The sequence below is a fragment of the Hymenobacter sp. YC55 genome (assembly GCF_029433095.1).
In the GTDB taxonomy this organism is placed as follows: domain Bacteria; phylum Bacteroidota; class Bacteroidia; order Cytophagales; family Hymenobacteraceae; genus Hymenobacter.
Genome location: NZ_JARNTX010000002.1, coordinates 1,601,326 through 1,625,550, shown reverse-complemented (window position 1 = coordinate 1,625,550; position 24,225 = coordinate 1,601,326). Strand labels below are relative to the sequence as shown.

The following is a 24,225-nucleotide window of genomic DNA, read 5'->3' as shown; positions in this document are numbered from 1 at the left end:
CTTTACCCAAAGGATTGTTTTTATACAGAGGCGTGGAGAGACAGGCTCGACGAAACGCCGGCAACCTCTGGAACATCCGGAACGGTGCCAACCGAAGGTCAGCGCAGCTACGCGCTGACTATATAAAAACAAGTTGCCGTGGATCTTTTCTTCCTCTTCCCTTCCCTGCCTACCCACCTCGTTGCGAATTTGCCGACGTGTTGTTGTTTGGTGTACCCGGCCGGTAGTGGTTGTTGAAGAACCCTATTTTTTAAGTTGGCGCTACTAGCAGATTAGCTTCTGCTAAGGGGTGCTAGTTTGTCGGCCTTACTGGCCTTACGGCGGCTTTTCTACCGCTGCTCCTTTTCTGCTTCCTGGTTTAGCTGATGGTGCTGCTATGCCCACCTACTTGCGCAAGCGGGGCGGGGCACAGGCATTGTGATGGAACGGCAGCACCGGCAGTTGTCACAGGCTATTGAAGCTTTGATTTCGCTTTTTCTATTTCTCACTTTTTCCATTCACTTATGAGCAACCAGTTGCAGGTACTTACGCGTGAGCAGGCTCCAGAGGGAGCCAAGGCCACTTTTGATGGATTGCAGGGCAAACTTGGTTTTGTGCCCAATCTGTATGCCACCTTCGCGCACTCCCCCGCGGCCCTAAACGGCTCTATCGGGTTTGGCACGGCGCTAAGCAAGGGCGAGCTAAACGGGCGCGAAATCGAAACGATTTATCTGGCTGCCTCCGAAGCCAATGAGTGCGACTATTGCGTGGCCGCGCATACCACCGTGGGCAAGCTGCAAGGTCTGACCGAAGAGGAAACTATTGCGGTGCGCACCGCCAACAGTTCCGACGCCCGCCTCAACGCTGTAGCCGCGCTTACCCTCGACATCGTCGGCAACAATGGCCGCCCTTCCCAAACCAGCCTCGAACAATTCTTTGCCGCTGGCTACAGCAAGGCGGCGCTGGTGGAGCTGATTGGCTTTGTGGCGCTGAACACCTTCAACAACTACGTGCAGCATATTGCCCAGGTACCCATCGACTGGCCCGCTGCCCAGCCGCTACCCGCTTAGTCCTAATCCTAAACCCAAACCAGCATTCCACAGCATGAGTCAGATTCTAGAAGAAGTTCTCGCTGCCAACCAGCAGTATCAAGCCGACTTCGGCGAAAAGGGGGCACTTGCTTTGCCGCCAGCCCGGCATTTCGCCATCCTGACGTGCATGGATGCCCACCTCGATCCGGCCAAATACGCAGGCCTTGCCGAAGGTGATGCGCACGTCATTCGCAACGCCGGCGGCCGGGCCAGCGACGATGCGATTCGCTCTTTGGTTATTTCCTACAAGCTACTTGGTACCAAGGAGTTCTTTGTAATCCACCATACCGACTGCGGCATGCAGTATTTCACCGACGACATCATGCGCGACTTGCTGGCTAGCAGCCTGGAAACAGCTACGGTTGATGCCAGCGGCTGGCACGACGTAGGCCAGGGCCCTGGCTCCCCCGAGGCGCAACACATTGCCTTTCTAACCTTCAAAAATCTGGAGCAAAGCGTGGTAGATGATGTGCAACGTATCCGGCAACACCCCTTGGTACCCGCCACCATTGCTGTGTACGGCTATATCTACGACGTAAAAAGCGGCCAGCTTATTGAAGTACCCGCGGCTATCCAAATAGGACAAGCAAAAAGCTAGGCGCCGCACAGGCAAGTAGTTCCTCGTAGCCTTGCTTCCATTAAGTCAATAAAAAGCCCCCACTGGCAGCAGTGGGGGCTTTTTGCATGGAGTAGTTGAAAGACTTTAGGAATTTCCCTTTACCACAAGAGTTGCTTGTACCAGCTGGCTTACTTAGCGTTCAGCAACTGAGAAACTGGCTGCTGCTGTTGGTGCAACCAATCCAAACACTCGCCTTCCGTGGTGCACAGACTCAAGCGAAAGGATTTGCCTGCATAAGTTGCTGACTCCAACGGCGCCCCATTCACCTCGAAGTCCTTGCGCAAATCCGGCGACATGAAGTACACCACACACACCGGAGTACTTAACTCAGCTGTAACCTTAGGATAATAGGTTTCCTTAAGCCACTGCTGGGTTTCCGGGGCACTGGAGTGGCACCGCCGCACATCAAGCAGCCAAAAACTTGCCTTTTCTTTACGAGAGGCAATTAACAACTCCTCGTAACCACGACGGGATTCAACTGGAGTAACGGGACGCAGCCATCGACCTACTAATATGTGTGTGTCGCAGTTGTAGGTGACTGTTAAGAAATCGGATGCAGTATAATCGAGGTACATAGGATAATAAGAGGAAGGCAATTCTTCCACTTTTTCCTTTTACGATAAAAGCTGAACTATGGCTGACTTTTACCTCGTAAATTCCTATTTGCCTGAATAAAATCAATTTATAAGAAGGCGAGCAAGCCTTGAAGGCGGCAAACAAAGCAGTCAAGGCTTCTTCTCCAAGCTCAAACAAGTACACTACTACGAGCCAGAAACTACCTTTTTCTGGTGTAGCAACCACCTAGCCAGGTTTGCGTGCTTGCTGCTGCGCACTGCCTTCACTGAAATATTGCTCAGCCAACTAAAGCACTGCCGTATTGGGTGGTTGCAGACTAATAGTTGACGGCACGGTTTTGTGTCGCTTTGCGTGCCCGTGCTTCTTGCTTGGCATAGCAGTGCCAACACCACTTTTTTTGCTCAAGCTTGGCTTACAGCAGCGGAAACAACGATTTTTTGGTAGCTTGTTTGGCATCTATCCCACCATTCCCCGCCGCTCTATGTTAGGTCTGATGATGAACGAGCCCCTGCGCATTGCGGGGCTACTGGAGTACGCCGCCAAGTGGCACGCCGATACCGAAGTTGTGTCGCGCATGCCGGAAGGCCTGATTCACCGCTACACCTACGCCGACCTAGGCCGCCGCAGTCGGCAGGTAGCTAATGTCTTAACTGAGCTTGGGGTCCGCCGGGGCACCCGCGTGGGCACCTTGGCCTGGAACACGCACCGCCATCTGGAGCTGTACTATGGTATTTCGGGCATGGGGGCGGTTTGCCACACCATCAACCCCCGGCTGTTTTTCGAGCAACTGGTATATATCATCAACCACGCCGAGGACCAGGTGCTGTTTTTCGACCTCACCTTTCTGCCGCTGGCCGAAAAGCTAGTACCACACTGCCCCACCGTGGAAAGCTGGGTACTAATGACCGACCGGGCCCATATGCCCGACACGGAGTTTCCGGGCGGCTTGCACTGCTACGAAGACCTGATAGCCGCCCAATCCGCCGACTTCGAGTGGCCAGTATTCGACGAAAACACCGCTTCTTCTCTCTGCTACACCTCCGGCACCACCGACCAGCCTAAGGGCGTGCTCTACTCGCACCGTTCTACCTTGCTGCACTCCTACGCCGCCTCCCTGCCCGACTGTTTCAACTGCTCGGCCCGCGACGTGGTATTGCCCGTGGTCCCCATGTTTCACGTCAACGCCTGGGGCATTCCGTATGCGGCACCGCTCAACGGCTGCAAACTAGTAATGCCCGGTCCCGGCCTGGATGCGGCTAGTTTGTATGAACTGTATGAGCAGGAAGGTGTCACGTTCACGGCGGGTGTACCCACCATCTGGTTTGGGCTGCTGACGTTTATGCGCGAGAAAAAACTGCAATTCAGCACTCTCAAGCGCATGATTGTGGGTGGCGCCTCCTGCCCGCCGGCGCTCCTTAAAGCGTTTGATGAAGAGTTGGGCGTGGAGATTCGGCACGCCTGGGGCATGAGCGAAACCTCGCCCCTCGGCACGGTCTGTACCCTCAAAACCAAACATCTGTCGCTGAGCGAAGACGAGCAATTTGCCATTCAAACCAAGCAAGGCCGCTCGGTTTTCGGCATCGACATGAAGATAGTGGACGACGAAGGCAAAGAGCTACCCACCGACGGCCTTGCCTTCGGCGACCTGCTGGTGCGCGGGCCATTCGTAGTAGCCGAGTATTTCCGGGCCAACCATCCGGGCGAGCTAACCAGGTCCGGCTGGTTCCGCACCGGCGACGTAGCCACCATCGACCCCGACGGCTTCATGCAAATAACCGACCGGTCGAAAGACGTTATCAAGTCGGGCGGCGAGTGGATTTCCAGCATCGAGCTAGAGAACTTGGCTATAGCTCATCCCCAAGTAGCTGAGGCTGCTGTCATTGGAGTGCCCCACCCCAAATGGAGCGAGCGGCCCCTACTCGTGGTAGTCCGCAAACCCGACGCCACCGTGAGCAAGGAAGAACTTCTGAACTACTACGATGGCAAAGTAGCCACTTGGTGGAAGCCCGATGCCGTGGAATTCGTAAACGAACTGCCGCACACGGCCACTGGCAAGCTATTGAAAACCAAGTTGCGGCAGGATTTTGCAGGCTACACGTTTCAGTGAGTTACTCAAAGCTTCTCACGCCGAAAGGCCGCCAGACCGAGCTTAAACTCAGCCTGACGGCCTTTCGGTGTTTATTTAAGCGTATCAACGAGCTTAGGTCAAGCCTATTCTGGTTTTGCGGGTGGCTGGCTTGTGGGTGGTTGGGTGGCAGGCTGCTGCGCCTTCATCTTCTCCCCGATAACCTGCTGTAGCTCTGGCAGGTGCTCTTGCACGCGCTTCTGCCCTATTTCTACGCCAGCCATCATGAGCTGCGGCATTTTCTCAATGGTTTTGCGGCCGGTAGGCGTCTGGTAGAACTTGGTTAGCTCCTTTAGCTCCTTCTCCGTGAACTCCTTGGTGTAGAGTGAGGTAATATCTTCTTTGATGGCCTGCCAACCCATGTACTTCGTGATAAAGGCGCGCATTTCGGGTTCCACCGCCTTCATTTCAGGACGCTGGGCTATTTGCGCCTCCAACATTTGATTCATCATGGAGGTGGTGTTCTTCTCACTTCCCGTTACAACGAGCAGTTCTTCAGCGGCTTTGCGGTGGCTGGCCGAAACCGGCGCGGCCGAGGCCGTAGCCGTGGAAGTTGTTGATTGGGCATTCACGATTGGGGCCGCCAGCAAAAGACTGGCCGCCAGTATCCACAGTTTTTTCATAACGGAAGTACGGAAATTCCTACGTCTTGGCAGGAACAACCGGCTACTCCTACTTCAGACCTTGATGATGATTTGCTTCTTATACATCACCCATAAGATGCCCAACCAAATCAGAACGCACACAATAGCCCCGGCCAGCGAAGCATTAATCGGGCTGAAATACGGCGTGAAAAAAGTGGTGTAGAGCCAGGTTTTGAGAGGCACATGGGCTCCCGTTACCTCGATACTATTAAGCGACTTGGCCACAATAGCCGACAGGAAAAACACCGTAATGGCATTGACGCCATACACCAGTGCTGGCGTAGTAAATCGGCGGTAGCCTTGCACATCGGTCAGCCAATAAAGGCCCGCCAGGGTGGCCATGGCCAGTCCGCCAGCGTAAAGCACAAAGGAGCTTGTCCAGAGTGCCTTGTTGATAGGAAACCATCCGTTCCAGATAAGGCCCAAAATAACGGCCGCCCCGCCTGCTACAAAAAGCCACGCCACCCGAGTGGCCGGGTCCACGTCTTTGCGGCGCAGCCACTGCCCGGTGAGCATGCCCAGCAAGCCAGTGCCTACGGCCGGCAGCGTGCCGAGCAGTCCTTCCGGGTCCCAGGTGCGGCTGCTCGACCACAGGTGGTTCTCGGTGAAAACCAGCCGATCCAGCCACGCGCCTAGGTTGGTGCTAGCTTCCAAGTTGGCTGGTCCGAAACCGGGCACCGGCACCACTTGCATCAGCACGTTGTAGAAAATCAAACTGAAAGCCAGCAACCCAATTTGCTGCCGCCGAGTGGTTTTCAGAAACAGGATTCCGCAGATCAAAAACACCCACGAAATCCGCGCCAGCACCCCCGGAATCCGCACCGTCTCGAACTCGAACTTCGGGAACAGCGCCGAAAGCAGCCCAAGCCCAAACAAGATGGCTGAACGCTTCAGTATCCGCACCATCGTGCGCCCGTGCGCTTCGGGCTGCCGCCGCGCCCCATCCAGTGCATACACGATACTCACCCCCACTATGAAGAGAAAGAACGGAAATATTAGGTCGGTAGGCGTGCAGCCGTGCCAGTGCGCATGCTCCAGCGGCGCATAAATGTGCCCCCAATCCCCCGGATTGTTGACCAGTATCATGGCTGCCACCGTGATACCACGGAACACGTCGAGCGAGATAAGCCGCGCCGGCTGCGACGCTTCAACCAACGGCTGAGCATGCGTAGTTTCGACAGCAGCCTGGGTAGTAGTTTGCATGAGGAGGTTAAATGAACGGCTACATAGAGCCAGCAACTTACATTAACTTGTAGATGGGCGCGGTGCTACTAAGAGTAAAAATAAACTAGCAGTTCTCCTCCTCGAAAGGAGAAGAACTGCCAGAAATTTCTAGTCCTAAACCAGAAGTTTAAATAGCCGGGTCTTCGGGAGTAGCGGGGTTGTTTTCGCGCTCTACCCGCGGATACGGGAAGAAGTTGCGGTTACGCTCCGCACCAGTGCTGCCAGGACCAGGGCGGTTGAAGCGACGGTTATCCTCGAGGCGAAACCCTTGAAAAGCTAGCTCAACTTGTCGGTTGCGGTAGATGTCCAGCAGAATAGCGTCTTGCGTAAGGCCCCCCGCATAGGGAGGCAGCCCTGCGCCGGGAGGCGCCGTGGGCAAGTTATTGACGACCGTAGCAGCAGCAGTGCTAGTACGCACCCGATTTAATTCCGTCACGGCGTTAACTAGGTCGTTTTTACGGGCGTACGCTTCAGCCCGGATCAACAGCATTTCGCCGGGTACGTACACCGGAACAGGCGCAGAGCTGGCGGTATAGAACCCAGTACCACGGTTCTGGGTTGAGGTAGGGTTGGCGCGGGTGTAAAACGGAATCCGCCGGTCGTTGGCTTCAGGAGCCAAGGGCCCCGTCAACCCTAAATTCACATCCGTTGGCTCAAAAACGTTGCGGTTACCGAAAGCTACCTCGAATACCGCATTGCGGGCCAAATCGTCGAAGGTGAAATACGACCGGCTGCTCAGGTCCACACGCCCAGCGGCGGCAATAGCTTTGTCGTAGTCGCCTGCTAGTAGGCTATAGCGAGCAATGAGGGCCTGCAACGTATTGGGCAAGTTGATACCGCCAATGATTTTACTGTTGAAATCAGCCGATACCGGCGTGGAAGTGAGTTGGGTAGCTGCCGCTTCTAATTGTGTTACTGCTGACTGCAACGCGGCCACCCGGTCAACGAAAGGCGCATTTTCCTGCGTTACGATGGGTATTTGCTGGAAATACTGTGCCAGCGTGCCCAAGGCCAGGGCCCGAAAAATACTAGCATAGGCCACGACACCGCTACGCGTGGCTGGGTCGGCGGCATTGTTGGCATTGGCTAACACTAAGTCGGCATTGGCACGTACCAACTGCGACTGGGTCCAAAGGTTGCGCACTACACCATTGAGGTTGGTGACGTTGCCGGCGCCAAGACTAACGTTATACTCCTCGATGTTACCGACGTTGATTATTGTTAGCTCTCGGGTAGTCAGTCCCCCGGCAGCCACCGTGTTGTAGAGGGGACTAAGAGCCCCGCCTGTGGTGAAGCGCGATTGCATGCCGTTGCATACCGTAATCAAACCGTCGGAATTGGAGAGCACCTGCTCATCGCTGGCCGTACTCGGGTTGAGGTATTCCTTGTTGCAGCTACCCATCGTAAACGACAGGACAGCCAACACTACTAGTATCTTTTTCATGAGAAGACGAAATATTGGAAGCTAGAACCTGTGGCTAGAAAGTAGCCGACAAACGGAGCTGATAAGTGCGCGGAATGGGCACGTTGCCGAAGTCAATGGCTCGCAGCAAGTCAGAGGAACCACCCGCGCTGGTTTCGGGGTCAAAGCCCTTATAATCATCCCATGAGTACAGGTTCCGGCCTATCAACGACACGTTGATGTTGCTGATGAACTTGCTGATGGTAGGCAGCGTGTAGGTAAGCGCTGTTTCGCGCAACTTCACAAACGAGCCATCATCAATGCGAAACTCTTGTGTGTTGTAGACAGAGAAGATGTAGCCGCGCGGCAAGTCACCCCGCAATTCTTTTTCGGCTAAGTCACCGAGGCCAACACCTTGGCGCGTGCGATAATCGGCATTGAACACATCTACGCCTTGCACTGCATCAAACAACACCCGCAACGAGAGCTTCTTATACGTGAAATTGGTGCTGAATGAACCGGTCCAGTCAGGGTTCGGGTTACCAATAATGACGTTGGCAATGCTGGTGCCTTGAGCATAACTGGGCTGACCATTAGCCTCCCGGGCAGTGGTAAAGCTAATATCACCCGTCGACTGACCGGTAGCGCGCTCGTCCTGTGGGAAGCCTTGAGGCGTAAGCAGAAGCGAGCCGTCAGGATTACGAGCATATGCGGAGCCGTAGAACACGCCGGCTGGCTGCCCGTTGATTAGATACACCGGCGCGCCCGCTACGTTGTCGACGGAGGTGGCCGTTGAGCCCACCAGATCCACAATCTTGTTGCGGTTACGGCTGAAGATGGCCGTGAAATCCCAGCTGAAATCAGCAGTTCTTACGGGTGTGGCACTCAATTGCAGTTCCACGCCCTTGTTGTTGAGCCGGGCTACGTTTTCGATGATAGAAGAGCCACCGCGCGAAGGCGAAATTGGTCGATTTACCACCAAATCCTTGGTTTTTTGATTGTACACCGTCACGCCCAGGCCCAGTCGATCGTTCAAAAAGCCCAGGTCAGCTCCTAGTTCCAACTCGGCCACCCGCTCTGGCCGTACCCGCGGGTTGGCCAACTGTGCATTGGGCACAAACGTGGCGCGGCCCTGGAAAGCAACCGGCGTAAACTGGTAGAAACGGTCATATGCGCCAATTCCGTTCAAGTTGCCAGCCTCGCCGTAGCTGGCCCGTAGCTTGAGGGTATTGAAGGCCTTAGCGTAGCCGGCGTTCTTCCATAAGTCTAAATCAGAGACAACCAATGAACCACTCACTTTAGGGTAATATTGGTTGGTTTCCGAAGGCGAAAATTTCGACGAACGGTCGCGCCGCACGGCCCCTGTCACGAAGGCCAGGTTGCGGAAGCCGAACGTAGCCTGCCCGAAAATACCGCTCAAGTCAAACTGTTCTAGCCCGTAGCCAGAAGCCACCGTGGTGCTCCCCGAACCGCTGACAGTAGTAATGAACGGCGCCTGGTTTTGCCCCTGGGTACGCACTAGCTCGCCACGCAGATACTGGTAGCTGTAGCCGGCCAGCACCGTCACTTTCACGTCCTCAGTGAGTTGTCGGTCGTAGCCTAGGTTCACGTCGGAGTTCAGCTGGAGCACGTTGTTGTTAGCGTTGGCCGCGAAACCGTTGGGGTAGCGCGCCAAGGGTAGACCTGCCGTAGCTTGGTATGGATACGGCCGGATGTAGTTCTGGCCTGCCTGCGAGTAGGTATCCACCCCTAGAATGTAGTCGAGCGAGAAGCCTTTGAATGGCGTCAGGTTGATTTGCAAGTCGCTGATGGTGCGGTTGATGCGCTGCGTAAACTTCATGTCCTCGATGGTGGACAGTGGGTTGACGCGAGTAGGCTCTACGGCCAGCAGGTTGCCGCTGGCATCACGCTGATTGATGTCGTAGATGTTGTTGGTGATGTTGATGGAGTTGATGGGGCTGTAGAACACATTGCCATTGGCCTTCTCGTTGGAGAAGCTGTTGTTGTAGGCCACCCCTACTGAAGCACGCGCCCAGGTGGCGAGGCGCTGGTCTACTCTGGCTCGCACGTTGTAGCGTGTGAAATCCGTCCCCTCGATAATGCCCTGGTTTTTCAAGTAACCTACTGACACCAGGTACTGCGTCCGATCAGCCCCGCCTGCCACCGACGCGCCATTGTCGGTACCGTAGCCGGTCCGGAAAACGTCGTTGAAATAGTTATAGCGAGATACATCCACAAGGTTAGTGGCCAGCTGAGTGACGGCACCCGCCCGCGTGATGCCCGTGGTGGTAGTGCCGGGGTTGGCAGCTAGTTGCTGAGCCGTGGGTGCCCCAATGGTGTAGAGGCGCAGCCCCGCGAAGCCAAACTGCTTGCCGTACGTGTTCACCGGCACCGATTTGCGCAGCTCATTTATATTGAAGCTAGTGTATACCGATACCCGCGCCGCGCCCGTTGTGCCACGTTTGGTGGTAATGAGCACCACGCCATTGGACGCCCGCGAGCCGTATTGCGCTGCGGCGGCCGCCCCGTTGATGACGTTGATACTGGCAATATCGTTGGGGTTGAGGTCAGCTAGGCGGTTCTGCCCGGCGCTGGCTGTCCCAATGCCGTTATCATTGGCTGCCGCCAGCTGCGACACGTTGGTGCTGTTGTTACTCACAATTACCCCGTCAATTACATACAACGGGTCGGAGGAGCCTGCCAACGAATGGATGCCCCGCAGCCGCACGGAAAGCGAGCCTGAGGGGTCGCCGGAGTTCTGCACAATCTGGGCGCCGGGAAGTTTGCCTTGCAGGGCGTTGAGCGCGCCGCCAGTACCGGTTTGTTCTAGGTCGCGGGCCGTTACGGTGCTGATGGCGTTGCCCAATTCGCGCTTGTTTACGCTGATAGTGGAGCCAATTATTACTACGTCGTCCAGATTCTGGCGGGCTTCCGCTAGCGCAATATCGGTGCTTACGGAAGGGGTACTTCCTAGCGTTATCGGCCGGGACTGCGCTTTATAGCCGATAGTAGAAAACGTGAGCGTGTAGGCGCCGGGCTTCACTCGCACGGGCAACGTGTAGTTGCCTTCGGCGTTGGTGGCGGTGCCTAGGGTGGTGCCACCTAGCAGCACCGTAGTACCGGGCACCCCTTGGCCTCGCTCGTCCGTGACTCGGCCTTGTAGGGTGTAGGCTTGGCTACCATCAGTTTGCGCCAGGGCCGTTGTGTGCAATAAGGTGCCAGCAAGAGGCCAAGCCAATGTTAGCGCCAGCCTCGCAATAGGGTAGGTGTTTCGCATACTTTAGGAAAGGAAAAAGTGGTGTGGGAATTTGGGGAAAGCGTTGTTAATATAGGATTTATGTGATACTACAGAAGCGCCACATACTGTCTCAAAAGCAGCGTCACGAGCAAAAGAGCAGAGCCTACCGCACATCATCTCCAGCTTACATCACAATGTGTTCCTTATAGTAGGAACTGGTAATCTTGCTTAAATCAACTCGACGGCCATCATCCTCATCAGAGAAAGCAAAAAGCTAAATCAATGCATCATTTCAGCGGTCAAACCTCAACGCTACAGCATGCTAAGTCTGTAAGGCGTTTGCTTGTAACGACTGGCCATATTACAAGAATTACTAGAAATGCACACCGCACAACCAACTCGTAATCTTAGAATACTCAGACTGGAACGCGGGTGGTAGCGGCAACGTGGACCATAGGAGTAAGCCGGTGTAGTGGACAGGAAAGCTGAGGCTTTTCAAAGGACATTCAAAATCAAAAATTACTAAATTAAATCCCATATATAGTTGGTTACACATGACGAGCTTTCTAGTTTAGGCTTTGCTTAGGTTACTTAATTGTGACCAAACCCATGCTTTTAACTCGATAGGGGTCTGAAGGCAGCCTGTTACTTCAGCTTTTCCCTGATGCTCGTCACTTGGTTTTGTTGTCTACCGTCTAATCAGAACCGATACTAATCCGGCCGGAATTCGCCTGCGCATAGCAGCTGAGCTCCGGCCGGCCGCTTTTCACCCCTCTACTCTTTCACATTCACCCTCTCTTCTCTCTATGAAAAGACTTTACTTGCTGCCTGCCAGCTTGTGCGTGCTCGTGGCTCCGCCCGGTTTTGCTCAGGCGCAGCGCACCATCACCGGTGTGGTCACCTCGGCAGCTGACCGGAGCCCGTTGCCGGGCGTAACGGTTCTAGTTAAGGGCACTACCATTGGTACCAGCACTGGCCCCGATGGCCGCTACACGCTGCAAGCTGCAACCGGCAATACGCTCTCCTTCAGCTTTATCGGGTACACCACGCTGGAGCGCGCCGTTGGCGAAGAAAGCACGCTGGATGTGGGCTTAAGCGAGAATACCACGGAGCTGAAAGACGTAGTAGTAACGGGCTACAACATTGCGCAGGACAGACGTGATATTGTGACGGCGGTGCAGGAAGTGAAATCCAAAGACATCATCGACTCGCGCCAAACCAACGTCGTGAATGCCTTGCAGGGCAAAGTAGCGGGCGTGAATATCACCTCGTCGGGTGGGGCGCCGGGCGAAGGCTCCGCCATCGTGATTCGGGGCGGCACTTCGCTCGACGGCGACAACCAGCCCCTGTTCATCATCGACGGTATCATTATGGATAACTCGTCGTTTCAGGAAAGCACCGCACCAGGGGCCGGGTCGCAGTTTAATGGCCAACTGGGCCGCTCCGTGGGCACGCCCAACCGTGCCGGCGACATCAACCCCGAAGACATTGCCAGCATTACGGTGCTAAAAGGCCCGGCCGCGGCCGCGCTCTACGGACTACGAGCTGCCAATGGGGCTGTGGTTATTACCACCAAAAAAGGCGTAGCGGGCCGCACGACGCTCAGCTACCGTACTCAGTTTTCGGTGGATGAAGTGAACCGACTGCCTAAAATTCAGCGCGAGTATGGGCAAGGTTCCGAAGGGGTGTTTGATGGCACCACGCGTAACTCGTGGGGGCCACGCTTTCAGCCAGGTCAACCAGTTTATAACAACCTGAGCGACTTTTTCGAGAAAGGCTACGCGTACCAGCACTTCCTCAATATGTCGGGCGGTACGGAAAAGGCAACTTTCTTCGTATCCGCTTCTCGGCTCGACCAATCGGGCGTGACGCCGGAAAACAAGTACGACAAGACAACGGTGCGCATGTCGGGCACGGCCCAGATTTCGCCTAAGCTGAGCGTCACAGCCTCGGCCCAGTACCTGAACTCGGGCGGACGGCGCACACTACAAGGGCCTGGACTTCTGACTACAGCCGGCAGTTCGACGGGAGGCTTTTTGCTGAGCCTATTGAACTGGCCCCAGAACGATGATGCTCGCAACTACCTTAATGCCGACGGCACCCGCCGCCGCTTGCTACCGCCCAACAACGGCATTGATGCCGACGCCGATAACCCGTATTGGACGGCCCGCTTCAACCCCCAGACCGACCGCACCAACCGCTTCATTGGGAACACGCAGCTAAGTTATCAGCCTTTCAAGTTTCTGACCCTGAGCCACAATATTGGTACCGACATAGCCAATACCCAATCCAGGTCGGTGCGAGCAGTTGGCACGTCGCAGGCTAGTAACCAGAACGGTGGCATTGCCGAAACGGTAGACTTCAACCGTCTACTAACGGCTACCACGCTGGCGTCCTTCAACCACACTATCAACGAGAACTTCCGCGGTACGCTGGTGCTTGGCAATACCATCGAGCAGAGCCGCGACGAAGCCGTGGACTACGTTGGCTTGGTTTTTCAGAACCCAACGTTTGTCAGCATCAACAATACTGTAAACCGCGGCGTGTTGCAGCGTGTAGCGGTGCGCCGCTTGATCGGCAATTTTGCTCGTCTGAGCGCTACTTTGTATGACCAGGTGACGGTGGAATTGCAGGGCCGCTACGACCAATCCTCTACCCTACCCCGCCCCGACGAAGGCAAAATCTTCGGCAAGGGCTTCGGGTATGGTTCGGCGGCTTTGGGCTACGAGTTCACCCGCACGCTGGGCCTGGAACAGAACAGGATTCTGAACTTCGGCAAGATTCGGGCGTCGGTGGCGGAAGTGGGCCGCGACACGGGTCCGTACCGCGTGCAGTCGCCGCTAACCACCAACACCTATATCGGGGGCGGCTTCCGCAACGACTTCTTCGGCTCGAACCCCCTTCTGAAGCCGGAGCGCACCCGTTCGTATGAGGCCGGTATCAACCTGCAATTCCTGCAAAACCGCCTCGGCCTCGACTTCAACTACTATTTCTCGCGCACCAAAGATCAGCTGATTGCGCCTCGCGTAAGTCAGGCTACCGGCTACATTCTGCAGTACATCAACGGTGGGGTAGTTACCAACGAAGGCCAAGAAATAACCCTGAACGGCACCCCTATCAAAGATGCGGGTGGTTTCACCTGGGATATTCTGGCTAACTTCTACCACAACACCAACCGCACAGAGTCGCTGCCCTACCCGCTAACGGTGGTATTCCAGTCCGACGCCTTTATCACCAACGTCCACCAAGGCGGCGCTTTCCTAGGTCAGCCCATAACGGGTATTGGCGCTTATGATTTCCAGCGGGTAACAAACCCTGATAGCCCTGATTTCGGCAAAATCTTGATTAACGGCACCACGGGCTACCCCATTCCGGGCACTACATTTATTTATGCTGGCAACCGGGCACCGCGCTTTACCACGCAACTCACCAACACGTTCACGTACAAAGCCTTGTCGATGAGCTTCTTGCTGGACTTCCGGGTGGGTGGCAAGGTAATCAATGGCAACGACCTGTACTCTACGGGCACTGGTCTCAGCGCCCGTACCGCTGACCGCTACAAGCAGGTGGTATTCGACGGGGTAATAGCCAACTCTGATGGCACTTACACGCAGAACAACCGCACAGTTGAGCTTACGCAGACGTATTACCGCACTATTCTTGGGGCAGTGGGCACACCTTTCATAGAAGACGCCTCTTGGACGCGGCTACGCTACGTGACGCTCAGCTACTCGCTGCCTACTTCGCTGCTTAGCAAAACCAGCTTCTTGAAGGCAATTGAGTTGAACGTAACCGGCCGCAACCTCATGCTGCTCACCAAATACAGCGGTGCCGACCCCGAAACGGCAGCGGCCGGGTCTGGCGTGCGTGGGGGTGGCTCCAACGGCTTCGACTACGGCAATGTGCCCGCCACGCGCGGCGTGGATATGGGCTTGCGGGTGACGTTCTAATTGTCTAATAGCTGAGTTGTTGAATGGCTTATTAAACAAATAAGCATTTAGCAATCAAGCAATTGATTTATACATTTCAGATGAAAAAATACCTTCTTTTCCTGGGGTTGCTGCTGGGTGGTAGCGCCCTCACGTCGTGCGAGAGTTACCTCGACGTGAACGATAACCCGAACAACCCGTCCGAAACGACTCCCAACTTCTTGTTGCCTAGCATCATCAGCAATGGCATCCAGACCCAGATGTTTACGGCGCTGCGTACGCCTTTTATCGAGCAATACGTGGTGAGCCGCACCATCAACAGCGGCGGCAACGACCAGTACCGCTTCACCAACGCCCAGAGCACTAACACCTTCAACTACTCCTACTTTCAGTCGGGCGGCAATATTCCGCCCATGATAGCGGCGGCGCAGGCCGAAGGCTCGGCGTATTATGTGGGCGCTGGCAAGATTATGCAGGCTCTCATTTTGGCCCACCTCACCGACATGATGGGTGATGTGCCCTACACGGAGGCGTATCAAGGAGGGGCCAACTTCAAGCCGAAGTACGACTCACAGGAACAGATTTACGCCACGGTAAATCAGTTGCTCGACGAGGGCATTGTGGAAATGAGCAAGGATGCCAGCCAGAATACGCGCCCATTCTATACCACTACGCCCAGCGAGAGTGGCGACATTCTGTACAAAGGCGACGTAAAAAAATGGATCAGACTGGCATATTCGCTGAAGGCCCGTCAGCTTCAACACCTCACGAAGAAGGCTAGCTACGATCCGAATGCCGTGCTGGCGTTGGTAGACAAAGGCTTTTTGAACAGCGCCGACGACGCGCAGATCCAGTATCAGACCGCCATTGCGCCCTTAGCCAATACCACCAACATCTTTGGCACTACCCGCGCCAACTTCGGTACGGCCACTTATTCCACCAACTTTATTAAGTACCTGAACGGCACTACGTTTCCGGGAGTCACGGACCCGCGCTTCGGCATTATGGCGCCGACTACCAGCACTGGGTCCTCGCCGGGAGTTGGCACTACGGTTGGCACGAACGTCATTCCAAACTCCAACAATACCACCGATTTCTACGCCAGCTGGTACGCCCGCGACTTAGGCTATTTCGAGGTTATCACCTACCACGAGTTGAAGTTTATTGAAGCCGAAGCTGCCTTTAAAGCCGGTAATAGGGGGCGCGCCCTGACAGCCTACAAGGCAGGTATTCGAGCCCATATGACCAAGATAGGTGCTGGAGGCACATTCAGCGCGCCAGCCATCACGTTTCCAACTATCACACCGGCTCAAATTGATGCCTATCTGGCTAGTCCTGCCGTCGCGCAGACGGAAGCGCAGTTGGCTTCGTCCAACAACCCCAACCTGCCGCGTGCCATTATGGAGCAGAAGTATATTGCCATGTTCCTGAACCCAGAATCGTGGTCGGATATGCGGCGCTACGACTTCAGTTCGAATGTGTACGTGAACTTAGAATATCCGACGGGCAACGGTGTAAATCCGAGCTTAAGTGCCGCCACCGATCCTACGCAACGCTTCCCGCGTCGGATGCTGCCTGGGGCCACCGAAACGCTCTACAGTCCCGACGAAGTGGCTCGCCTATTCTCCGAAGCAGGCGCCACCAACAACGACGACTATGTGGGCAAGCCGCTGTGGTGGGACCGTCCTTAACCGGCAACCTGGCGGTATTTTCTTTGGCTATTTTTCCTGAAGCGAATGATATTTTCTAAACTTTCCCGCGCTGCAGTTCTCCTATTACCGGCGTTGGCGGTGTTGGCCAGCAGCTGCGAAAAGGAGCTGGATACTTACTACACCGAGGTGAGTCCGCAGCTGCCTACTTTTTCTACCAACGCGCTGGGCACAGCTACCAAGTACGCACCCGGCGAGATAGTGCAGTTCGAGTTGCGCTTTGCCGAGCAAACTGCTCCCCTCAGTGAAATCCGCATTTTGCAAAAAGTTGAGCCTGGCCGCGACTCCACGCTGGTGCAGACTATTCCCTATCGGGCAGCCTTCTCCCGTATTCGGCAATCGGATACGCTGCTTGTCAACTACACTGTACCCGCTGGGCAGAACAAGGCAAACGTGCGGGTTGACGCCGTGTTGGTGAGCCAGAACGGGCAAACCAAGACGCGTACGTTCAGCTTCCGTTTGGCGCAAGCCACACCTACCATTCGCGTGAACAACGTAAGCAACGTAACGGCCCCCAGCACGATTACGCCCGTTCCCGGCGACGTAGTGCGTTACCCGGTCGTGTTGAACGAAGGAGGCATTACGACTGCCACTGCCATTACCTCCACCGGCACTTTGTTCAAGGACCTTGATAGTTTGATTACGTACGTGAAAGTAGGTAGCGGCGACGAACGCCGCTTTGCCCGCCAACGAGTACCTGTGGCTGGTACGCAGAGCGGTGCAGCTACCACCGTGAATGTGGATCTGACTTTGCCACCCGGCAGCAGCGGCCAACCCGTTGTGTTCCGGTTTGAGGCCAAAAGCCGTTACCAAGAGCGCACTCCCCCGCTGGCTGCTACTTTCCGCACGGCTACTATTACGGCGCCTGCTCTCACCCCCGGTACGTCTACCGCACTAGCCGCGGCGCGCACGGTTACGCTTTCGTACACCGGTACCACCGGCGGCGACTTAGCTGCTTACGATCTTACTTCGTTTATGCCAGTACCAGCTACCGGGGCTGCTAGCAGCAAGGACCTTGCTATTACCAGTACGGCCAGCAATGCAGTGCGTCTGCAAGCCCTAAACCCCACTACGGGCACGCCTGCGCCCGTTCCTACCCGCTTCTTCCGCTATACTACGGGCGGTGCCGCAGCATATACCAGTGCCACGCTCAACAGCATTCGGCAAGCGTTCCTGACTGCTCCGGCTGCCAACCAAGTAACCACGCTCGATAACGTGGTGGTAGGTGACGTGGTTATTGCCCGTGTGCGTGGCCTCGACCAGTACGTCATCTTCACGGTGGCAGGTATCAACCGAACCTCCCCCACCGATGCAGCCGTAACGCTGGCAGTAAAGGCACTGTAGCAATTTGTGTTTGTTGCATCATAAAAAAGGCTCTGCTATTGATAGCAGAGCCTTTTTTATGATGCAACAAACCAGCCAGCCGGTTGCCCGCGCTGCATTAGTCCGCTACGCTATACCTTATTCTGTCCGAAGCCGGCTATGTAGATGATTTTCTTCGTTACTGTATCCGGCTCATTCAGTGTTCGGTGAAAATCTTCGACAGATAATCTGGGCAATAGGCTGCAACTCTTGAGCTGCTTTTGTGTTTCTACATCCATAAGCACCCACCCGGCGTTTATCCCGAAAGTGCCTTACCAGTTCCTACTGGTACTGGCCGCCAGATGGTAGCGTAGCTGATTTAGAAACCAAGTATAGGCTTCAACTAAGTCAGCTATGCCACCACCTGGTTTTTCGGAAAGCTTAAGCAGCATCAGTAACACAAGGCCTCCCTCGCTATAGCGAAGGAGGCTTTTGCTATATACTTATAAAGCTGACCAGGAAATCAATCAACCTTCTCCATACCGTCATGCTGAGCGAAGCCGGAGGCGTAGTCGAAGCATCTGGCTAGTGTGGTAACTCCTTTATGAGCTCAACGAGTCGAGCGAGATGCTTCGACTGCGCTCAGCATGACGGGCAGGTGATTTCCTGGAACAGCTTCGTTACTTCGTTTATTAGCTTAAGTAGAGTTGAAAAACCTAGCGTCCGCCGAAAATTCTTCGGAAGAATCCGCCGCGCTTTTTACGAGGCTTGATCTTCGTCTTGATTTTGGTAATGCTACCTGCCGAAGTGCTGATGCGCGTGGTAGTGGAGCGAGGCGTTGATGGGGTGGGCCGAGGTGGCGTAGTAGCCACGGGCGGCACAGCGGGCGGCACGGGCGCCGGGTTAGCGGAAGCTTGCGCTACAATAATCTCGACGGGGCGGCCCGTGGTACGCACGTTTACGGGGCGGCTCTCATTGTGCAGCCTATCTACGGCGGTAAGGTAATAAGCGTAGCCAAGGCCCGAGCGGGCGGTGGTATCCACGTAAGCCAAGCCAGCACCGGGACGCGGACGCAACACGGTCAGGATGTGGCGCGGATCGTCGGGAGTGGGCGTTTCGTTTTCGGCGAAGCGGTAGAGCACATAGTAGGCCGCTAGGTCGCCGTCGGGGGCAATGGGGGCAGGCTGCCAGGTGAGGGTATTGGCTTTGGGAGAGGCCGTAACCACCAAGTTCTGCGCGGGACGGGGCGGTACAGCATCCAGCCAAGGCATCGTCGGGACGAGGGCCGGGTAGCGGAACAGGTTCAGGCGTAACGAATCGGCGGCGTGCCGGGGATTCACCAGCAACGACTTCGAGCTGAAGAACACGCTACCCTGCACATCGGCGGGGAAAGAGCGGTTCATCCGGACTTGCCGGGGCAGTTCCCGGTTGCCGAGCCAGGCCGTGTCGCGGCGGCTGGTTTCCAGCATGCGGTAGGCCCCCTGCCCGATGTAAAGATGCCGCCCAAACCGGTTGCGCGACCACCATTCCAGCAGCACCGGATACGCCGCCACTTTGAAGCTGCTGCTCCAGTAGAGTTGCGGCAAAATGTAATCAACCCACCCCTGACGCGTCCACTCCCGAGCATCGGCATACAAGCCAGAGTAGCCTTCGAAAGCCGACGTAGCCGAGCCCTCCGGGTCGTTGCGCTGGTTCATCCAAACCCCGAACGGCGACACCCCGAATTTCACCCAGCGCTTGGTGTGCTGGATCGAGTCGTGCAGGTCGCGGATGAGCACGTTTACGTTTTGGCGGCGCCAGTTGGGCAGTGTGAGGTTGTCGGGGTTGAACTGCGCGAAAGCCGCTTCATCGTGAATGACTTGGCCCGCCTCCGGATACGGGTAGAAGTAGTCGTCGAAGTGTACACCGTCGATGTCGTAGCGGCGCACCACGTCCATGATGATGCGGTTGATGTACTGACGCACTTCCGGTAAACCGGGGTTGTAGAGCAATTTGCCCGCATAGCGCAGAAACCACTCCGGATGCTGCCGAAACGGGTGATTCGGGGCCAGCCGGCGCGTCACCGAATCCATGGAAGCCCGATAAGGATTAAACCAAGCGTGGAATTCCATGCCCCGGTTGTGCGCTTCTTCGATGAGGAAGGGCAACGGGTCGTAGGCCGGATTGGGCGCTTTGCCTTGGGTACCGGTCAGCCACCGGCTCCAGGGTTCCAGGCTGCTTTGGTAGAAAGCATCGGAGGCGGGACGGACTTGCACAAATACCGCGTTGATGCCGTTGCGCTGCTGTAGGTCCAGCATGCGGCGGTATTCGCGGCGCTGCTGCTCGGGGGTAAGGTTGCGGGAACTGGGCCAGTCGATGTTTTCCACGGTGGCAATCCAAACGCCGCGTAGTTCGCGTTTGGGGGGCACATCGGCAAGGGCGGGGCGTGCAGAAACAGCCAGTAGGCCTACAATAGAAACAAAAAAAGCAAGAAGCCGGCCGGCGGCAAACAAATGGGACATCAGCACGAAAAGGGAATCAGGCTGCAAATTAGCGCCTCCTCGCCGTATATCACTACTGTTTTGGTTGGCTAAGAACTACTTGCCACCGCAATACCGTTGCGCCGCACCACAAACCCAATCCGGAATAACCCGCTGAGCATGTTCACTTCATAGACCACATCAGTACCGTCTTCCACCACCGTGAAGATGTGAGGACTCACAAACAGGAAGCTTTTTTTGTCGGATACGACCTGCCCATTATAAGTAATTCTTTCCCGGCCGTTCCAGAAGCTAGCCTCGATATCAAAGTGGTGCCCGTGGGTAGTTACAGTGAATTTTTTCATGCGCTGCCTTGCCAGTTATATCTGAATCTGCCTGAATATAAACGAATGGCTTGCCTTCTTCAAACGCTATATCCAATTGCAACTACTTAGTTGAGGGCAATGCGGTGAACGGAATATCCAATAAGTCGAACTCGGCCCACCGCGCAAAGTCGAAGTGCCACCACTCCGCTGGGTAGTTCACGAAGTGGAAAGCCGCCATGGTATCTAGTAGCAACGTACGGTTACGGCGCGCCTCGGCTGCTACGGGCTCGTAGGCAGCATGGGCGGCGGGCGTCAGATCATCGAAATCGGCGGGCATGCGCAACGGCTGGCCGGTGGCATCCACTAGCCCTACATCCACGGAGCAGCCGCGGTTGTGCCGGGAGCCGCGCCACGGTGGGGCCGCGTAGGTTTCGTCCTGAATTTGGTTCCAGAACCGCACCGTGACGCTGTACGGCCGGTAGGCATCGAACACCACCAACCCCACGCCATGCACGGCCAAGGCCGCTTGCACCTGCTGCAACGCTGCGGCTGCGGGGGCACGCAGAAACGCTGCAGCCGTTGGGTACAGGGCCTCGCCTAGTACGTTGGAAACCGTGGCGTAGCGAATATCAAGCTGAATACCAGGAATTGCGTCCCGCAGGTTCACCAGCTTGGTTTCGGGGTGTAGGTGAACTTGTTGCTGGTAAGCGGACACGTCAGTAACTACCGCCAAGCCATAGGCATTGGGTGTTGGGAAGGTGAAGGCCGTAGGTGTCATGGCGCGTCCTCCCCTACTACGTTGTAGTTGAGCTGAAATCGGCTGAGGTTGGCCGGCTGGCGGCACGGGCGTTGTCGCTCGTAGTTATACACCGCCTGGCCTAAGTCGCGCAGGAAAGGGAAGCCGATGGTGTCGTAATCGTAGTGGTCGTCGTTGAGCACGCCGTCGGCGTTGACGTAGATGACGGCGGCCAGCAGAAACTCCACGCCGTGTTCGAAGTCGGCTACGTAGGCATTGTCGATGAGGAAGCCGTACGCCTGCCCGATCTTGTTGAAGACCCGTACGCCCGGTGGCAGCGGCGCAATGCCCCCACCGCCCAGCAGAAACTTAGCGTAGGTATCGGGAAAGTGCGCCGCATCGTAGCGCGGGGCGCGGCTTTCGCGGGGCAGCATCGACAGGTAGCGGTACAGGAACTGGTAGTCGTCGGGGGCCAGCGCAAAGCGGTGCTTGGCGGGCGTGGCTTCTGGAAACAGCAAAGCTCGCAGCACCTGCTGCTGCTCGGGCAGCGGGAAGTTGTTTTTAACGCTGAAGTCGAATGGCGTCTCCACTCGTTTATCGCCCTGCAAATAGGCCTGACCAATCCGAATATCCTGCGCCGCCAGCTTTGGGAGCGGCTGGCTATTGTAGGCAGAAGGCTGCATGTAGAGCGGTTGCGTGAGGACAGTATCGGCGTAAAAAGCCAGCGGGTTGGTGTGGCGCGAGCCGGGCTCTTCGTCACCGACGGAAAGTCGATGAATCAGCCGGGTACGGCGCAGGCCAAGGCTACGCAGCTTGTCATTCAGCTCCTGCTGCCCCACAAACTCATAGAGCCGGTTGTAGGCATCATTGTCGCTCACTAGCAGCACCTTGCGCACGTACTGCCCCACACTGGCCCGGCCCGAGGCCGCCGAAGAATCGCGCAACACGCGGGTTTGGCCGGCAAAAGCGGAATCTATCCGCAGCGGGGAGGCGGCCGTAAGCCCGGGCACCTGCGCCCGCAGGCTCCGCAGCTTTGCTAGTGCTAAAGCCGCCGCTGGCAGCTTCACGGTGCTAGCCGGATAGAAATACTGCCGTGCCGACGCACCATAACGGAACGTACGAAAGTGCGGCTTGCCTTCGGCGTCGCGGTTGATTTGCGTGTACAGAATCTGAAGCCGATACGCCGCCGGATTGCGCAGTACGCGCCCAAACCGGGCCGTATCGGCCTGAAGCAGGCGGGGCAACGGGTTGCCTTGCGCCCACCCCAAAACCGGCAACAGCAGCGCCACGACCACTGCTCCCATCTTTAAATGCGAAATACATCTCATGTAGCCGGAAGATAGAATTCTTCGGGCTATAGGAGGGCATGGTTTGTTGCCTTTAGCGTACCCCTCTCCCGGCCCTCTCTGCTTAACGCGCAGAATCCCCCGGGAGAGGGTTGTTATAATTAAGCAGAGGGGGTTGGGGTGGGGTATCTATTAGCTAACTGGGTGCAGCAAATGATTCCAGCGAATTTTGTGTAGAAAATCGCCGTACGGGTCTAACGACAGCCAAACGAACACTGCTTTGCCTACTACATGGTCCTCGGGCACGAAGCCCCAAAACCGCGAATCTTCGGAGTTGTGGCGGTTGTCACCCATCATGAAATAGTAGTTCTGCTTGATGGTGTATTGCTTGAGAGGCTGGCCGTTCTGCTGAATCATGCCGTCCTTCCACGTGATACCATCGTTGTGCTCGTATTGCGCTACGATTTTGTAATACATAGCGGCGTTGTCGGGTGTAAGCGTAATGGTCTGGCCCTTTTTGGGTACCGGCAGTTTGCCGTAGTTATCGAGTTGCCAATGGTGCGGTGCGGCGCTTACCGCATTCGACACGTGAAAATCGGCGGCATCCGGAAACAAGGTCAAGTCGGGCACATGGGTGTCGGTTACGGTGAGGGCCTTCACGTAGGGCTGCTTCCGAAAGTACTCGGCCACGCTGGCCGTGCAGCTTATGGCAAACCCCTGTTTGCCGGTTTCGGGGTCGGTAACTGCTTGGGGAATGCCGTCGGGCTGGTTGTAGTCTACCACGCCCTGGCTGTGCAAGGCTTGCCGGACATCGTCATTCGGGGTTTCAACCTCCATGAAGTAATTGGTCTGCGGTTGGCCAGCTGCCTCGCCTGGTTTGCCGTTGAGAAACACTTGGCCGTTGCGGATTTCTAGGGTGTCGCCCGCCACTGCCACGCAGCGCTTGATTAGGTGCGTACGCTGGTCGGCGGGCACTTGCTGCTCGTGCGGCACATGAAACACCACCACGTCATTCCGCTGAATAGAGCTGAAGCCGGGGAAACGGTACGTAGGCAATTGAATCAGGTCGGAGTAGCTTTTGATGCCCAAAACCGATTGATGCGTCAGGGGGATTTGAAGCGGCGTTTGCGGCGTGATAGGACCATAATGCAACCGGCTCACAAATAGATAGTCGCCCACCAGCAGCGAATTCTCCATGCTGGGCGTAGGAATATGGTAGGCCTCAACGGCCGACCAACGAATCAAGGTGGCCGCTCCAACAGCAAAAACCAAGGCATTGCGCCACTCGCGAAATGCACTTTGGGGTTTCGGGGAAGGGGCTTTGCCGCTGTGCTTGGAGCTAAAAAGGTTCATGGCGAAGTGTTGAGGTTAGATAGAAACTCACTAGCCTTAACTCATTCCCCGAACGCTATATTGTATTTCTACCTTCTAAATCTTCTCCTCCATTCTGTGGCAAAACGAAGCCGTTTGTCAGCGGAACCCGGAAGCTGGTTTACACTGCTTCAACAGAAAAGCGGCGTATGACAAGAGAATGAGTATCCTCCTGCCATACGCCGCTCATGTGCTTCTAAAAGAAGTAC

At 55.9% G+C, this 24,225-nt stretch carries 16 protein-coding genes and 1 riboswitch; of the genes, 6 read left to right on the top strand and 10 right to left on the bottom strand.

The features are described 5' to 3' along the window. Positions 1-17 precede the first annotated feature (17 nt). Positions 18-129, top strand: a riboswitch (SAM riboswitch). Positions 130-503: 374 nt separating this feature from the next. Together P1X16_RS20120 and P1X16_RS20115 are read left to right on the top strand one after the other, a co-directional pair. Beyond that, a complete protein-coding gene (locus tag P1X16_RS20120) occupies positions 504-1,049 on the top strand; it encodes a carboxymuconolactone decarboxylase family protein (RefSeq protein WP_277232846.1) in 546 nt (181 codons plus the stop codon). 34 nt (positions 1,050-1,083) lie between these two features. After that, entirely contained in the window at positions 1,084-1,668 is a 585-nt protein-coding gene (locus P1X16_RS20115; protein ID WP_277232842.1) for a carbonic anhydrase, read from the top strand. 149 nt (positions 1,669-1,817) lie between these two features. Here P1X16_RS20115 and P1X16_RS20110 read toward each other — a convergent pair whose 3' ends face one another. Next, positions 1,818-2,264: a hypothetical protein gene (locus tag P1X16_RS20110; protein ID WP_277232839.1), complete on the bottom strand. Its 447-nt coding sequence runs from the start codon at positions 2,262-2,264 to the stop codon at positions 1,818-1,820. Between the two features lie 380 nt (positions 2,265-2,644). On the opposite strand from P1X16_RS20110, the gene P1X16_RS20105 reads away from it, so the two are divergent. Then, complete coding sequence (locus P1X16_RS20105; RefSeq protein ID WP_277232836.1) at positions 2,645-4,372, top strand: 3-(methylthio)propionyl-CoA ligase; 1,728 nt, start codon at positions 2,645-2,647, stop codon at positions 4,370-4,372. Positions 4,373-4,476: 104 nt separating this feature from the next. Here the strand turns inward: P1X16_RS20105 and P1X16_RS20100 are convergent, their stop codons facing one another. The 4 genes from P1X16_RS20100 to P1X16_RS20085 form a co-directional block, all read right to left on the bottom strand. Beyond that, complete coding sequence (locus tag P1X16_RS20100) at positions 4,477-5,013, bottom strand: DUF2059 domain-containing protein (RefSeq protein ID WP_277232834.1); 537 nt, start codon at positions 5,011-5,013, stop codon at positions 4,477-4,479. 54 nt (positions 5,014-5,067) lie between these two features. Next, positions 5,068-6,237: a heparan-alpha-glucosaminide N-acetyltransferase domain-containing protein gene (locus P1X16_RS20095; protein WP_277232833.1), complete on the bottom strand. Its 1,170-nt coding sequence runs from the start codon at positions 6,235-6,237 to the stop codon at positions 5,068-5,070. A 148-nt stretch (positions 6,238-6,385) separates the two neighbouring features. Next, a complete protein-coding gene (locus P1X16_RS20090) occupies positions 6,386-7,702 on the bottom strand; it encodes a RagB/SusD family nutrient uptake outer membrane protein (RefSeq protein WP_277232832.1) in 1,317 nt (438 codons plus the stop codon). 34 nt (positions 7,703-7,736) lie between these two features. Next, positions 7,737-10,937 carry a SusC/RagA family TonB-linked outer membrane protein gene (locus P1X16_RS20085; RefSeq protein WP_277232830.1) on the bottom strand — a complete coding sequence of 1,067 codons (3,201 nt, stop codon included), beginning with the start codon at positions 10,935-10,937 and terminating at the stop codon, positions 7,737-7,739. A gap of 767 nt (positions 10,938-11,704) precedes the next feature. Here P1X16_RS20085 and P1X16_RS20080 point away from each other — a divergent pair. From P1X16_RS20080 to P1X16_RS20070, 3 genes are all read left to right on the top strand, one after another. After that, positions 11,705-14,848, top strand: a complete 3,144-nt coding sequence (locus P1X16_RS20080; protein ID WP_277232829.1) for a SusC/RagA family TonB-linked outer membrane protein — start codon at positions 11,705-11,707, stop codon at positions 14,846-14,848. 80 nt (positions 14,849-14,928) lie between these two features. Then, entirely contained in the window at positions 14,929-16,518 is a 1,590-nt protein-coding gene (locus tag P1X16_RS20075; protein WP_277232825.1) for a SusD/RagB family nutrient-binding outer membrane lipoprotein, read from the top strand. A 45-nt stretch (positions 16,519-16,563) separates the two neighbouring features. Next, positions 16,564-17,880, top strand: a complete 1,317-nt coding sequence (locus P1X16_RS20070) for a hypothetical protein (protein ID WP_277232822.1) — start codon at positions 16,564-16,566, stop codon at positions 17,878-17,880. 674 nt (positions 17,881-18,554) lie between these two features. Here the strand turns inward: P1X16_RS20070 and P1X16_RS20065 are convergent. From P1X16_RS20065 to lepB, 5 genes are all read right to left on the bottom strand, one after another. Beyond that, positions 18,555-20,339, bottom strand: a complete 1,785-nt coding sequence (locus P1X16_RS20065; protein WP_277232818.1) for a family 10 glycosylhydrolase — start codon at positions 20,337-20,339, stop codon at positions 18,555-18,557. Between the two features lie 68 nt (positions 20,340-20,407). Next, positions 20,408-20,662, bottom strand: a complete 255-nt coding sequence (locus P1X16_RS20060; RefSeq protein WP_277232815.1) for a hypothetical protein — start codon at positions 20,660-20,662, stop codon at positions 20,408-20,410. Between the two features lie 82 nt (positions 20,663-20,744). Continuing rightward, positions 20,745-21,401 carry a M15 family metallopeptidase gene (locus P1X16_RS20055; RefSeq protein ID WP_277232812.1) on the bottom strand — a complete coding sequence of 219 codons (657 nt, stop codon included), beginning with the start codon at positions 21,399-21,401 and terminating at the stop codon, positions 20,745-20,747. Continuing rightward, complete coding sequence (locus P1X16_RS20050; protein ID WP_277232809.1) at positions 21,398-22,687, bottom strand: serine hydrolase; 1,290 nt, start codon at positions 22,685-22,687, stop codon at positions 21,398-21,400. Before P1X16_RS20050 ends, P1X16_RS20055 begins: the two co-directional genes overlap by 4 nt. A 150-nt stretch (positions 22,688-22,837) precedes the next feature. Then, positions 22,838-23,998 carry a signal peptidase I gene (lepB, locus tag P1X16_RS20045; protein ID WP_277232806.1) on the bottom strand — a complete coding sequence of 387 codons (1,161 nt, stop codon included), beginning with the start codon at positions 23,996-23,998 and terminating at the stop codon, positions 22,838-22,840. Positions 23,999-24,225: the final 227 nt, after the last annotated feature.